This is a genomic window from Planktosalinus lacus, assembly GCF_014640155.1.
In the GTDB taxonomy this organism is placed as follows: Bacteria; Bacteroidota; Bacteroidia; order Flavobacteriales; family Flavobacteriaceae; genus Planktosalinus; species Planktosalinus lacus.
In genome coordinates this window covers 254,671-269,220 of sequence record NZ_BMGK01000003.1, presented here as the reverse complement: position 1 = coordinate 269,220, position 14,550 = coordinate 254,671, and the positions used below count along the sequence as shown (strand labels likewise).

Annotated in this window: 13 protein-coding genes and 1 pseudogene; 4 read left to right on the top strand and 10 right to left on the bottom strand. The window is 35.8% G+C overall.

Annotation, left to right across the window (positions count from 1 at the left end; genetic code table 11):
• The first annotated feature begins 37 nt into the window (after positions 1 to 37).
• Entirely contained in the window at positions 38 to 2,455 is a 2,418-nt protein-coding gene (locus IEV69_RS04965) for an alpha/beta hydrolase family protein (RefSeq protein WP_188440078.1), read from the top strand.
• A gap of 56 nt (positions 2,456 to 2,511) precedes the next feature.
• Here IEV69_RS04965 and IEV69_RS04960 read toward each other — a convergent pair whose 3' ends face one another.
• The 9 genes from IEV69_RS04960 to IEV69_RS04920 form a co-directional block, all read right to left on the bottom strand.
• Entirely contained in the window at positions 2,512 to 3,516 is a 1,005-nt protein-coding gene (locus tag IEV69_RS04960) for an FAD:protein FMN transferase (RefSeq protein ID WP_188440076.1), read from the bottom strand.
• Between the two features lie 63 nt (positions 3,517 to 3,579).
• Positions 3,580 to 3,945, bottom strand: a complete 366-nt coding sequence (locus IEV69_RS04955) for a DUF8840 domain-containing protein (RefSeq protein ID WP_188440074.1) — start codon at positions 3,943 to 3,945, stop codon at positions 3,580 to 3,582.
• Between the two features lie 84 nt (positions 3,946 to 4,029).
• The gene (locus tag IEV69_RS04950; protein ID WP_188440072.1) at positions 4,030 to 4,614 is read right to left on the bottom strand and encodes a tetratricopeptide repeat protein; all 585 of its coding nucleotides are present in this window, start codon (positions 4,612 to 4,614) and stop codon (positions 4,030 to 4,032) included.
• A gap of 101 nt (positions 4,615 to 4,715) precedes the next feature.
• The gene (gene nqrF / locus IEV69_RS04945; protein WP_188440070.1) at positions 4,716 to 6,023 is read right to left on the bottom strand and encodes an NADH:ubiquinone reductase (Na(+)-transporting) subunit F; all 1,308 of its coding nucleotides are present in this window, start codon (positions 6,021 to 6,023) and stop codon (positions 4,716 to 4,718) included.
• Between the two features lie 4 nt (positions 6,024 to 6,027).
• The gene (gene nqrE, locus IEV69_RS04940; protein WP_188440068.1) at positions 6,028 to 6,792 is read right to left on the bottom strand and encodes an NADH:ubiquinone reductase (Na(+)-transporting) subunit E; all 765 of its coding nucleotides are present in this window, start codon (positions 6,790 to 6,792) and stop codon (positions 6,028 to 6,030) included.
• A gap of 39 nt (positions 6,793 to 6,831) precedes the next feature.
• Complete coding sequence (locus tag IEV69_RS04935) at positions 6,832 to 7,479, bottom strand: NADH:ubiquinone reductase (Na(+)-transporting) subunit D (protein WP_188440066.1); 648 nt, start codon at positions 7,477 to 7,479, stop codon at positions 6,832 to 6,834.
• A gap of 3 nt (positions 7,480 to 7,482) precedes the next feature.
• Complete coding sequence (locus IEV69_RS04930) at positions 7,483 to 8,235, bottom strand: Na(+)-translocating NADH-quinone reductase subunit C (RefSeq protein ID WP_188440064.1); 753 nt, start codon at positions 8,233 to 8,235, stop codon at positions 7,483 to 7,485.
• A 2-nt stretch (positions 8,236 to 8,237) separates the two neighbouring features.
• Positions 8,238 to 9,461 (bottom strand): NADH:ubiquinone reductase (Na(+)-transporting) subunit B, encoded by a 1,224-nt coding sequence (locus IEV69_RS04925; protein ID WP_188440063.1) that lies wholly within the window; start codon positions 9,459 to 9,461, stop codon positions 8,238 to 8,240.
• Positions 9,462 to 9,464: 3 nt separating this feature from the next.
• Positions 9,465 to 10,817, bottom strand: coding sequence for a Na(+)-translocating NADH-quinone reductase subunit A (locus IEV69_RS04920; protein WP_188440061.1), 1,353 nt, complete (start codon positions 10,815 to 10,817; stop codon positions 9,465 to 9,467).
• Between the two features lie 229 nt (positions 10,818 to 11,046).
• Between IEV69_RS04920 and IEV69_RS14040 the strand changes: the two are divergent.
• The 3 genes and pseudogenes from IEV69_RS14040 to apaG all read left to right on the top strand — a co-directional run bounded on the left by IEV69_RS14040 (position 11,047) and on the right by apaG (position 13,851).
• Positions 11,047 to 12,297: pseudogene (locus IEV69_RS14040) on the top strand (type IX secretion system plug protein).
• A gap of 11 nt (positions 12,298 to 12,308) precedes the next feature.
• Complete coding sequence (locus tag IEV69_RS04910) at positions 12,309 to 13,460, top strand: DUF3667 domain-containing protein (RefSeq protein ID WP_188440059.1); 1,152 nt, start codon at positions 12,309 to 12,311, stop codon at positions 13,458 to 13,460.
• Positions 13,461 to 13,464: 4 nt separating this feature from the next.
• Positions 13,465 to 13,851, top strand: coding sequence for a Co2+/Mg2+ efflux facilitator ApaG/CorD (gene apaG / locus IEV69_RS04905; protein WP_188440057.1), 387 nt, complete (start codon positions 13,465 to 13,467; stop codon positions 13,849 to 13,851).
• Here the strand turns inward: apaG and IEV69_RS04900 are convergent.
• Positions 13,848 to 14,549: an NRDE family protein gene (locus IEV69_RS04900; RefSeq protein WP_188440055.1), complete on the bottom strand. Its 702-nt coding sequence runs from the start codon at positions 14,547 to 14,549 to the stop codon at positions 13,848 to 13,850. The two genes, apaG and IEV69_RS04900, sit on opposite strands and share 4 nt — an antisense overlap.
• Position 14,550 lies beyond the last annotated feature (1 nt).

The window sequence follows — 14,550 nt, the reverse complement described above, 5'->3', positions numbered from 1 at the left end:
GTTATTTTTAAAAACTAATAACTCAACAAATTCAACTATGAGATCATCCTATCTATTCTTACTTGCTTTTCTTTTGATTTTTACAGGAAGTAAAGCACAAATCGACTTAAACTACCAAACCCCACATCCCGATATTTTATCATTGGCTGATGTTTCGCTTCCGCCATTTATGAGCATTAACAGTGACGGTTCAAAAGCCATTCTCATATACAGAAATCAGTACATTTCAATTGATGAATTATCTGAAAAAGAAATGCGTTTGGGAGGATTGCGCATCAATCCAAAAACCAACAGTTCAAGCAGGGCGAGAAACTACAACAACATCAGTGTTTTTGACTTAAAGACAAAAAAAGAAATCCCAATCTCTGGGATGCCTGAAAATGCAAAAATCACAAATATCAACTGGTCAAATGAAGAAGATAAAATAGCTTTTATCAATGCTACTGAAAATGGAGTTTCTCTTTGGGTAATTGATTATGATAAAAAGCAAGCTAACCGTCTTACTGACGCAAACCTGAATGCCAATATGGGCAATCCGGCAACCTGGTTAAAAGATGATTCAGGTTTTATCGTTAAAGTACTTCCTGAAGACAGAAAACCCCTCATTGATACTGAAAACACAGTGCCCACCGGACCTGTGATTTCAGAAAACGCAGAAGGTCAAAAAGCACAAAACCGCACTTATCAGGATTTATTAAAAAATACCAGCGACGAAGCCAATTTTGAAACATTGGTGCGTTCTGAACTTTGGAAAGTTGCTCTTAATGGCAATAAAACAAAATGGAAAGAGGCTTCTTTATACCGTTACATCTCTCCTTCACCGGATGGGACTTACTTTTTAATAACTGAAATAAAACGCCCTTTTTCCTATATAGTTCCTTATTCAAGGTTTCCCACATCTTATGATGTGTATAATGCAGATGGAAGCTTAGTGAAAAATATTGTGGATGTTCCACTTATTGAAGAACTTCCAAAGGGTTTTATGGCTGTTCAAACAGGTCCACGTCGTATATCTTGGCGTGATGATCAACCGGCTACTTTGGTTTGGGCAGAAGCTCTGGACGGCGGCGATCCTGAAGTTGAAGTAGAATACAGAGACCTCATTATGCAGTTACCGGCTCCATTTACTGCCAGACCCAGACAATTGGCTCAAACAAAATTGCGCTACTCTGGTATTGAATGGGGAACAAAAAATACTGCAGTTTTAAGTAGTTATTGGTGGAATACCAGAACATCACGAACAGAGTTTTTTAACCCAACAGACCCAGCTGAAGAACCCACACTTTTTATAGAAAGAAATTATCAGGATAGATACAGCGATCCAGGAAGTTTTGTTACCAAACGCAATGAATTTGGTCGCAATGTATTGGAAATTGATAATAACAACGTTTATCTAATTGGAGATGGCTTTTCGCCGGAAGGTAAACTTCCATTTGTGGATAAATACAATCTCAAATCCAATAAAACAGAAAGGCTGTATCAAGCCAAGCCCGGTGATATGCTTGAAAGTATCAGTCGAATGATTGATGTAAAAAAAGGCACAGTGTTAACCAGGCTCGAAAGCAGTAATCAATTTCCAAATTACTACATCAGAAATATAAAAACCGGAACATTAGAACAACTTTCCGATTTTAAAAACCCCTTTGAGGCGATACAGGATATCCATAAAGAAGTTATTACCTACAAAAGAGAAGATGGTCTGGACCTTTCAGCAACGCTTTATCTACCGGTTGATTATGATGAAAACAAAAAGTATCCGATGATTATGTGGGCCTACCCCAGGGAATTTGTTGATGCTTCAAGTGCTTCTCAAGTAACTTCCAGCAGCAACCAATTTACTTACCTGAGTTACGGAACTCCTTTGTATTGGGTAAATCGAGGCTATGTTGTTTTGGATGATGCAGCTTTTCCAATCATTGGAGAAGACGGCGAACAACCCAATGATACATTTATAGAACAACTGGTTGCCAATGCTAAAGCTGCTATCGATGCAGTGGATGAGTTAGGGTATATTGACAGAGATCGGGTAGCTGTTGGCGGACATAGTTATGGAGCCTTTATGACGGCAAACTTGCTCTCGCATTCCAACTTATTTGCCGCCGGAATTGCCCGAAGTGGAGCTTACAACAGAACGTTAACGCCTTTTGGCTTTCAGGCAGAAGAAAGAAACTATTGGGAAGCCCCCAAAGTTTATTACACTATGTCTCCCTTTATGAACTCTGAAAAAATGAAAACACCTTTACTCCTTATTCACGGAGAAGCTGATAACAATTCAGGTACTTACCCAATGCAAAGCGAGCGCTATTTTAATGCCTTAAAAGGATTGGGAGCTCCGGTAAGGCTTGTGATGTTGCCCAATGAAAGTCACGGATATGCTGCAAGAGAAAGCATTATGCACTTGTTATGGGAACAAGATGTATGGCTTGAAAAATATGTGAAAAATAAAGAAAATTAAATTTTTAATATAGTTTATAAAAAATCCTCTTTGCAGAAATCACAAAGAGGTTTTTTTTATTCCACAATGAGTTTTTGAAAGCCCTCAGTGAACCATTCCTGCATCACATTATTTTCATCAACATAAATGATGTAGGCCTCTACATTTTCATTTGAAGAAAGAAAAGATTTGCTTTCTTCCAGTTCCATGGCCATAAATGCAGTAGCATAGGCATCAGCTTCTGCGCAGGTTTCAGCAAGAACAGAAACACTCAGCACATTGCTGATTTTTGGCCATCCTGTTTTGGGATTGATTGTGTGAACATAATGGGCCCCGGTATCAGGGTCAATACGCGTTTTTCTATAATTCCCCGAGGTTGCCATAGCAACATCTTTTAGTTTAATTTTTTTAATAAGCGTGCGTTCTTCTGTTTGGGTGGGATCATCGATTCCCACAATCCAATCCTTTCCGGAATTTGTGTTGATTCCTTTCGCTAAAAGCTCTCCACCTAATTCTATTAAATAATTTTGAATGTCATTTGAGTCTAATAGCTCTCCCAATAAATCAATCGTATACCCTTTGGCTATGGCATTAAAATCAATAAAAGTGCGTGAATCTTGTTTTTTTATACTTTTACTTTTGGTCAACAAAACCTTTTCCATACCCACAAATTGTTTGATACTATCCACCTCAATACTGTCAATCCCTTTTAATTTTCCTTTGGGCCCAAAACCATATGCATTCACTAAAGGCCCCACAGTGGGGTCAAAAACACCATTGGTTTCCATCCATATTTTTTTCGATAGCAAGAAAACAGTTTCAAAATGAGCATCAACAATTACTGTTGAGTCTCCCGAATTTATTTTTGAAATAACTGATGAAGGCAAGTAGGTTGACATGGATTGATTGACAAGGTCAAAAACTTTTTTTAAATCGTCGTGATAGTCCTGGTTTCCTTCATATTGGATGCTGTAAGTGGTACCAAGAGCTTCACCGGAATTTTGAACTAAAGAAGATTTTGTCTCAAAGTTTTTACAAGAAAAGCTTAGAAATAACAAGCAAATAAAGACTAGGTTTTTCATTCAATTAAATATTTTGGGTGTTTGATAATTGTCAATTTCAAGATGGATGAAAGCGAATACTATTTATAGTTTGATTTCCTGAAACCCTTTATAAATGACGGTATAATCTTCGTCTTTAAGAATGGGGTGTTGGTAATTTTCACCGTGCCCTAATCCAACACCGGCATAATAGGTTTTGGCTTCAAATTTATCGGCGTGTTCTTTCATTTTTTTCATAAAAGCCTGGTCATACTCCTGAACGGGGTCCGGATAAGTAATGGCTCTAACAATAACAAAATGAAGTGTTTTTTCTTTAAGTGCCACAAACTGTGGGTTCTTTTTTAAATCAGAATTGACCCCCATAAATTCAAAACCTTGTTCTTCAAGGTCTTTACCCACGATATTCATCGCCAGGTTGTGGAGTTCTTGTTCTGTGAGAGGAAGTGACATATACTATTGATTTATAATGCAAAATTACCTTTTTTTAAAGTAAAGCCGAATAGATAGGTATGTAATGTTTGGTTAAAAATGTAATCAATTAGAACTAATATTCCTTAATTCTAAAAGTAATTTTGGAGTGAAAATTCCATATTTATTAAAATGAAGTAGAATTGTTTCAAAATCATCTTCCTTCGTGAAAGAAATATTTAGGTTTTCAGTTGTATTTATAAGTGTTGATGTCCACATTTTAGCTCTTTCAATATTTTGAAAACTTGAACTCTCATCCTTATAAATTTTGATAAGTGCTAACATTGCTAGAGGATTCCCTGCTTCTGCAGATTTTTCATACCAGCTAATAGATTTTTTTGGATTCAGGTTAACTTTTATGCCGTTCTCATAAAAATATCCAAGATTATACATTGCTGTAATGTGTTTTTTAAAAGCAGCTTTTTCAAACCAAAAATAAGCTTTTTTATAGTTTGTAATGTTTTCATCATTTTTAGAATAGCCATAATAGTAAAGATTACCAAGTTCTACCATAGCATTTGTATCACCTCCTTTTATGAGTAATTCTAATTGTAAAACTTTATTTTTATATTCTTTTTCAGGCGATTGTGATTGAACAACAAATAAATTACTGAAAAGCAAAACGAAAATAAAAATAAAATGCTTAAACATAGTTGTTACTATTTGAGGTAGTAAGATAAAGTTTTAATTTAGGATATAAAAAAACCGACACTTTAAAAGTATCGGTTTTTTTAGTTTTATAGTTTTAAAGTTTATCCCCCAAAGTCATCAAAGCGAATGTGCTCATCTGGGATACCGTAGTCTTCACCCATCTTTTGAACCGCCTGGTTCATTAATGGAGGTCCACAGAAATACAATTCGATTTCTTCCGGTTCTTCGTGTTTACTTAAGTAGTTATCGATTACCACCTGGTGGATAAATCCAACAAAACCGTCGCCTTCACCATCGATGCCGTCTTTTACTTTCCAGTTGTCTTCTTCTAATGGCTCAGAAAGTGCCATAAAGAATCTAAAGTTTGGGAAGTCTTTTTCTAAGTTTTTAAAGTGATCGATGTAAAATAATTCTCTTTTTGAACGTCCCCCATACCAATAAGTAACTTTTCTTCCTGTTCTTAATGTACGGAATAAATGATAAAGGTGTGAGCGCATTGGGGCCATACCGGCACCACCCCCTACATACAGCATTTCGGCTTCACTTTCGTTGATGAAAAACTCACCGTAAGGACCTGAAATCACCACCTTATCACCCGGCTTTTGCGCAAAGATGTAAGAAGATGCTATACCGGGGTTTACATTCATCCAGGTGTTTTTAGCTCTGTCCCAGGGTGGAGTGGCAATACGCACATTCAGCATAATTTCGCGTCCTTCAGCAGGGTAAGAAGCCATTGAGTAAGCACGTTCTACTGTTTCAGAGTTTTTCATTACCAAAGGCCATAGCTGAAACTTATCCCATTCCTCCTGAAACTTATCAGGTGTATCGTGTTCTTCTGGGTGAGCTGTAATATCAATATCCTTGTATTTAATCTCACAGGGTGGTATTTCGATTTGAATATAACCACCTGCCTTGTACCCCATATCCTCGGGGATTTCAACAACAAATTCCTTGATAAAAGAAGCTACATTATAGTTTCTTAAAACAGTACCTTCCCATTTTTTAATTCCAAATACTTCTTCCGGAATGGTAATGTTCATATCCTGTTTAACTTTAACCTGACAGGCTAAACGAGCACCTTCCTGAATTTCTTTTCTTGAAAAGTGTGGTGTTTCTGTTGGAAGCGCTTCACCCCCACCTTCAAGGACATGGCATTCACATTGAATACAAGTTCCACCTCCACCACAAGCAGAAGGCAAAAATATTTTTTCTGAACTAAGGGTTGTTAAAAGCGTGCTTCCTGAGTCAACCTCTAGAACCTTTTCATTATTAATGGTAATTTTTACAGGGCCCGAAGGAGACAACTTTTCTTTAACAAAAATTAAAATCCCCACTAATAGTAGTATTAATACTAAAAATGCTATTACGGTTGCTAAAACGACACCTAATGTACTTGCTGCTAATATCATATCGTTATTTTGTTACTTCTTGATTGGTTTCCTGATTTTGTTCGGTAGAATCTAAGGTAGCTGACTCTTGACCGCTAACTACCGCAGATAATGTTGAATTTTCATTAAGGTTGGATACCTGTGCTGTTTCGGTTGTTTCTTCTTCACTATCTCCTCCTGTTAACATACCACCAAAACTCATAAAACCAATTGCCATTAATCCGGTAATAATAAATGTTATTCCTAAGCCTCTTAAGGGTGGCGGCACATTTGAATATCTAATTTTTTCACGTATAGCAGCAATAGTTAAGATTGCTAAGAAAAATCCAATTCCTGAACTTACCCCATAATTTAAAGCCAAATCTATACTGGCAATTTGTCTTGATTGCATGAATAATGAACCTCCTAAAATTGCACAGTTTACAGCGATTAGCGGTAAAAAGATTCCCAAAGAGTTGTAAAGTGCGGGTAAAAACTTTTCAACTACTATTTCCACCAGTTGTACCATTGTTGCAATGGTTGCAATAAACATAATAAATGACAAGAAGCTTAAATCATAAGAAGCATATTCTGGCCCTAACCAGGAAAGTGCGCCTTCTTGTAAAATATATTGATCGAGTAGCCAGTTGATTGGCACTGTGATACCGAGGACAAAGATAACTGCTAATCCAAGACCTACCGCAGTAGTTACTTTTTTGGAAACCGCTAGGTAAGAACACATTCCAAGGAACGTGGCAAATACCATATTATCTATAAAGATTGATTTAAAAAATAATTCAATGTGCTCCATGTTGTTTTGTATTTAGTTGTAAACTAACAAACTTTAATATTAATTTTCTTCTACCAGTTCTGGATTTCTTGAACGTTGTACCCAGATAATAATCCCTATGGTTATTAGGGCCATTGGTGACAACAGCATAAATCCATTGTTTTCATAACCTATTGAATACAATCCTGTTTTGGCAATCGGGTCTCCTAAAACCTGAATTCCTAAAAGCGTTCCTGAACCTAAAAGTTCTCTGAAAAATCCAACAATGATAAGTATCACACCATATCCTAAGGCATTTCCAATGCCGTCTAGGAAAGATCGAAAAACACCATTACCAAGTGCAAAGGCTTCAAATCGTCCCATAATGATACAGTTTGTAATAATCAGACCAATGAAGACTGATAATTGCTTACTCAATTCATAAGAAAAAGCTTTTAAAACCTGATCTACAATTATAACAAGTGTTGCAACAACAACCAGCTGTACTATAATTCTAATTTTAGAAGGGATTATATTTCTCATAAGAGAAATCACAATGTTTCCTACACCCATAACAAATATTACAGATAAAGCCATTACAATAGAGGCTTTTAACTGTGCCGTGATGGCAAGTGCTGAACAAATACCCAATACCTGAATCGTAATAGGGTTGTTATCTGTTAGAGGGTCTAATATTAAAGCTCTGTCTTTTTTTGATAATAATCCCATTTCTTATTGATTTAAAGATTTTAAATGAGGTAAATATTCTCTTAAGTATGTGCGCAACATAGCTGTAACACCGTTCCCGGTGATGGTTGAGCCAGCTATGGCATCAACTTGATTGTCTGTTTTTCTATTGTTTAGCGGGTCGTTGTTGCCTTTTGCAACTTCAACCCCTTCAAAATCTCCATCTTCGTCAAATATGTGTTCACCTTTAAAATCGTCCATAAAGAAGCGCTCTTTTATATTCGCTCCCAAACCGGGAGTTTCAGCTTTATGGTCAAAATAAACACCTTCAATGACAAATTCAGAATCCAACGCTACAAAACCCCAAATAGCATCCCAAAGTCCTTTTCCGGTAACCGGGATAATGTATAACGTCTCGCCATCTTTTTCGCCAATAAAAATAGGGAGTCGTTTTTGATAATTAGGGTTTTTAGCAGCAGACTCTTCTTTAGCAAGTTCAATCAAATAAGCTTCGTCATCTTCAATGAGTTGATCGCCCTGAGCATAGTATTGATTGGTGATGTATGTGTCAAAGACCTCTCCAACTCTGTCTGTTGAAATAAAGCTTACGTCATTATCACCTTCATTATTATGAACTCCCATTGCATAGAGTATGTTTTGTTGCTTTTCAAATCGTTGGTTTTCAACAATTCTTGGCTTTAGAGACGATGCTATAAATGCCAGAAGTGAACCCACGACAACTACCATCACAATGGCAAATCCAATAGTGTATAAATTGTTATCAGTTTTCTTAGCCATGATTATGCAGTTTTAACTTTTAAACGGTTTTTTCTTCTTTTCACATTTCCTCTAATCACATAGTGGTCAATAGTTGGTGCAAAAACATTCATTAGCAATATAGCAAGGAAAACTCCTTCAGGATAAGCAGGGTTAAAGACTCTGATCATTACAGAGATAAATCCTATAAAGAATCCGTATATCCATTTTCCTTTATTGGTTTGGGATCCGGTTACTGGATCGGTAGCCATATAAACAATACCAAAAGCCAAACCTCCAATAATAAGATGCTCCCAAAAGGTTACATTCATTAATCCATAGAAATTGCTCGATTCAGTAATGATCCCTGCATCAACAACCCAGTTAAATATAAGTCCCATTACCAATGCGCCTACTACAGAACTCAACATAATTCTCCAGCTTGCTACTTTGGTATATAGTAAAAACAAACCTCCCAGAAGAATTAACAGCGTTGAGGTTTCACCAACCGAACCCGGTATAAATCCATAGAACATTTCCATTATGGAATAATCCGGTGTGTTGTTTTGAGCTAGGGTACCAAGAATAGTTTCACCTGAGATCGCACTTACATCTGAAGCGCCTGCGGCAATTTGCGCATCGCGTTCAACGGCTCCGTGCACCCAAACTTTGTCTCCACTCATCCAGGTTGGATAAGCAAAAAACAAAAATGCACGTATTGTTAAAGCGGGGTTCAGAATATTCATTCCGGTTCCGCCAAAAATTTCTTTTCCAATCACAACACCAAATATGACAGCAATTGTAAGCATCCAAAGTGGGGTATCAATTGGAACAATAAGTGGAACAAGCATACCGGTAACAAGATAACCTTCTTCAACTTCGTGACCTTTTATTACAGCAAACAGGAATTCAACTCCAAGACCCACACCATAAGATACAATAACTAATGGCAGAACAGTCCAGGCTCCCAAGACAAAGTTTTCCCAATTGATAAAATGCTCAAACAGGGAAAAGTCTTGTGGAAAACCATTGATGGCAGAATAGTGTTGATAACCCGCATTAAAGATTCCAAAAATCAAGCAAGGAATTAAAGCGATAATTACGGTGTTCATCGTTCGCTTTAAATCATCTGCCGCTCTTACATGACTCCCGGAATGTGTGGTTTCATTAGGCAAGTATAAAAACGTGTGAAGCGCATTGAAAGCAGGCGCCATCTTGGTGCCTTTGTACTTCATTTTTAAATCGTGTAATTTATTTTTTAAACTCATAGTTTATCCTATTTCTTTGTACATTAGGTCCAATCCTTTTCTGATAATTTCCTGATGGGGTTGTTTTGAAACACAAACAAATTCTGTTAATGCAAAATCTTCAGGTGCTACTTCAAACATCCCCAACTCTTCCATAGCATCAAGATCTTCAACCATACAAGCTTTCATTATTTGCATCGGGTAAATATCAAGTGGAAATACTTGCTCATACATACCTGTTTGAACAAATGCTCTGTGTTCGCCATTTGTATTGGTATCTAAAACATATTTTTTATTGGGCGTAAGCCAGGAGAACGTTAATGCTCTGGTGAGTGAAATTTTATTAAACACGGGTTTGTTCCACCCAAAAAACTCATAATCATCCCCTTCAGGAATTACTGAAATTGTATTATCATAATAACCCAAATGACCATCGGCAGGAACTTTTTTTCCTGTTAAAACACCTCCGCTGATGATTCTGACATTTTCTTCATTCAATCCTGAATCATATACCATAGTTGAAACTTCTGCTCCAATTTTGGTTCTGTAATACTTAGGGCTTTTCAATGAAGACCCTGAAAGTGCAACAATGCGCTCTGCATTAAATTTTCCTGTAAGAAGTAATTCCCCAATAACTACTAAATCTTGTGGATTTAAAGTCCAGACGGTCTCACCTTTATTTACAGGATCAATTTTATTAATCAAAGTTCCAACATTACCGGATGGGTGAGGTCCGGATACTTTATGTATTGTAATCCCATCCAAATTTGCAAAAGGAGAAGATCCATTAGAACCTGTTCCCACATGAATTTTACCCTCGGTAAGTTTTGAAAGTGCATTAATTGCAGTTTGCAATTCTTTTTCTTTTCCGCTTAAAGCAAAATCATAATCTGCCACCAAAGGAGCACTTGCGTGTGCAGAAATGAAAATCGCTTTAGGAGACTTGTCAGGATTTGCAATAACGTCATATGGACGTTGTTTTACAAAAACCCAACAACCAGACTCTAATAGCCTTGCTTTTATAGCTTCAGGATCTGCTTTTGCAACATCCATTTGACCTAAATCACGGTACTCATCTTGAGAATCTGCAGTTATAACTATATGAGTTATAACTCTTTTTGCTCCTCTTTTAATTTCGGTGAGTGTCCCACTAACAGGTGCTACAAACTTAATTGACTCATTTTCCCTGTGATAAAACAAAACATCACCTGCCTTGAACTTGGCACCTTCTTTGAGCACCATTTTTGGAGTAATCAAATGAAAATCGGATGGTTTTATTACAAAAGTGCGGGATCTTGGGGCGTTTGTCAATGCTTTTTCAGGCTCACCAACCAGACGAATGTCAAGGCCCTTTTTGATTCTAATGTCTTTTGACATAGGATGTAAGTATTAAAGTTTACTTTTAAAAAAATTCAACCGGTTAACAAACCAGCTTAAAAGACCGCAAATTTACGAATTTTGGCACGTATTTCTAAGTGATAAAATGAGTATATTTATTATTTATAATAATTCTAAATAACTGATTTGATATTTTTTCTTATCCTTCTAAAACTATATTTTTTATCTATATTTACACATCATTGATTTTCAAACTTAGTATCACAAAATGAAAAATTTCTTTATTTCCTTTTTGCTAGTATCACCATTTTTTATAAATGGTCAAGTTTCTGAAACTGCTGCACCCAATTTCATAAAAACAATAACATTTCAAGGAAACACACCACAAGCCCAGTTGCCCATTCTAAAACTTGGTGAACGTTTTCAATTATCGTTTGATGACATCAATGGAGATGAGAGAGACTACTATTATAAAATTGAACACTTCAACTTTGACTGGACACCATCAAATTTAGCCAAAGGAGAATATATAGACGGCTTTGACGATATGCGCATTGATTTTTACGAAAATTCTTTCAATACGTTACAAATGTATTCCCATTATGTACTCAATATCCCCAACAGAGATACCAGGGGCTTGACTAAAAGTGGAAATTATTTGATCAGTATTTTTGACGACAGAAATAATCTTGTTTTTTCCAGGAAGTTTATGATATATTAAGACCTCGCCAACGTGGGTGTTGAAATAAAACGTGCCAGGGATTTGAATTATATACATACAAAACAGGTTGTTCATTTTTCAATCAATTCATCCAACACAACTTTTATAAATCCAAATCAAAACGTCAAAACACTGGTACTTCAAAACAGTAATTTAAAAACAGCTATTACCGACTTAAAACCACAATATACTTTAGGAAATGAACTGATTTACAGGTATGATCTTGAAGCGTCATTTTGGGGTGGGAATGAATATTACAATTTTGACAACAGCGATGTGAGGGGCGCCACTGTGAACATCAGAAGAATAGAAATGGCAGAAACCTTTATCAACTATCTTTATACAAACATTTCACGAAAAGACAGACCCTATACATTCAACCCTGATATCAATGGAAATTTTTTAGTGAGAAACATACGTGGGCAAAAATCCAGTATTGATGCAGAATATGTTTGGGTGCATTTTGCACTTCAATACTATGAAGATTTAAACGAGGGAGAAGAAATTCACATCTATGGAAACTTCAACAATTATAACACCAATGAATTAACTCGTTTAAATTATGACCAGGCAACGGATACTTACCGATTAAAATACTTATTTAAACAAGGGTTTTATAATTACAAATATGTAATCAAAGAAAGTGACGGCACCATACAAGAAGGTGTTATAAGTGGCAATTTTGATGAAACCGAAAACGATTACACTGTAGTGGTTTACTATCGCGACCTTGGGGGTCGTTTTGACCGAATTGTGGGTGTGGGAAGCAATAACTCTGAAAACATTACCAATAACTAACTGAAATTTATATGCTGGATAAGTTATCTGTTTGGTTCGCCAGTTCTTTACCCTCAAATGAAACAGGCAGAAAATCTCTAAAATACAGAGGAGAAAAATGCTTGAATTGTGACCATCCTTTAGATAAAAGCGATAAATATTGCCCAAATTGCTCACAACTCAACTCAACAAAAAAACTACACTTTAACGATTTATTTAATGAGTTTTTTGGAAGTATTTTTGCCTATGACAGCAGAATAATCAGAACTCTTAAGGTATTGTTATTTAAACCAGGCATCATTTCAAAAGAATATGTCGAGGGAAAGAGGATGCGGTATGCCAATCCTTTTCGGTTTTACCTCAGTGTGAGTATAATCTTTTTTCTACTCAGTGGTTTGTTAAATAAAATTTCTGAACTAACACAAGACACTAATAACAAACCAACTGCTATAACAAGTTCAAATATTAAAACCAACAACGATAAAGATGCAACTTTAGAACTAAAAAGCGCGTTAAAAGAACTGAGCAACCCAGCTATTGATTCATTAAAAATTGAAGAAAAATTAAATGAGCCTAAAACTGAAAGTAAACTAAGATACTTTAGTGAGCAGGAGTTAGCTACAATGAGTTTCAGAAAAAGCTATACCAGCAGAATTGAAGTTTACAGTGATTTTTATACCGAAAACAAAGACCTAAAGCCATCAGACGCCTTAGCAGAGTTAAATCACCAAAACTCTGCAAAAAACAGATGGTTGTACAAAAAGGTGATGGATTTTGATTTCTTTATCAACAATACAGATTTTGCTTACAATTATTTTATCTCAAAGCTTCCAATTGTGATCTTTTTATTTATGCCCATTTTTGCTTTGTTCATAAAGCTTTTATATATCCGACGAAAACAGTATACTTATATGGAACATTTGGTTTTTGCTTTTCATGTTCAAAGTTTGTTTTTTGTTTTATTAATTATCACATTATTTTTTGACTATTTTTTAAACACATCTCTTTTTACCTCACTTGCTCTTTTTGCTTTTTTAATTTATCTCTATAAAGCAATGCGGAATTTTTACCTGCAAAGTAGATTTAAAACATTCGTTAAATTTGTGATTCTAAACACTTTATTTAGTATCTTAGCTACCTTTGCAGCGATGGGCTATGCGTTGCTTTCGTTTTCAATGTATTAAAACAATGGTACAACAGGTTACAAAAGGTATAAAAATTTCAGTGGAAACTAAATTTGAAGGTACATTTTATAAAGACAATAAAATGCATTATGCCTTTAGATATAAAATTGCCATTGAAAACCAAAGTAAAGACTCTGTCCAGCTAAATTCCCGTTACTGGAAAATAAAAGATGCATTGAACAAAGTAGAGATAGTTACAGGCGAAGGGGTTGTTGGCAAAAAGCCAGTTTTAAAACCAGGAGACACACATACCTACACTTCAGGATGTTTACTGTTATCACCTTTTGGTGGCATGAAGGGTCATTACAGAATGATCAATTTGACTTCTACCAGAAGTTTTAGAGTGAAAGTTCCTTCTTTCAGACTTAGTGCCACACATGCTTTGAACTAAAGTGCTACATATTCTGAACTTTCCGTTTGAAGGTCTTCATAAAACATCTTAAGATTATTCCCTTTTTTTACAATTTGGGTGATACTTACTGTCTTGATAAACCCTCTGTCCATTATCAAATTTTCTTCATTTTTTCCGTTTCCGGCATTCTTATGAAAACTTAATAAACTAGCTGTATCTGTATTCGAAATGTTTAAAAACTCATCAAACCAAAGCTCTCTTTTTTGTTTCATTTTAGGAGAATATAATGGTGAAGAGCTCCAAATATGAGGTTTCAAGGAATGCTTTTTAAAGTGCAGTTGCTTTTCATCCCAAACCAGATTGAATAATTGTAATCCTGCACCCCAATCAACCAGAATAATTGTGAAAGGCTCTATACCTTCAAAATTATATTCCCGAATATCTTCCATTAAATTTTCAGAAAGTAATAATTCTTTGACCACTAGGCCCCTACTTTTTCGGTAGGGTGGATTGCGTTTATGAGGCTTAAAGGCCCCATTAAGTAAGTTTATCATTCGATTATTGCTTCCCATACAAATCCAGGTTCCCCCGGCAATTATATCTTTTGGATATACAAGCATTACACCTTTTTCCTTGTAAACTTTAGGAGCCAAAGTAGCCCTGCCCGGAAGTTCATCTCGACTGGAAGTAAGAATAAAGTCATTGTTTCCTTTTGCAATAAATGTTACTGTACACATT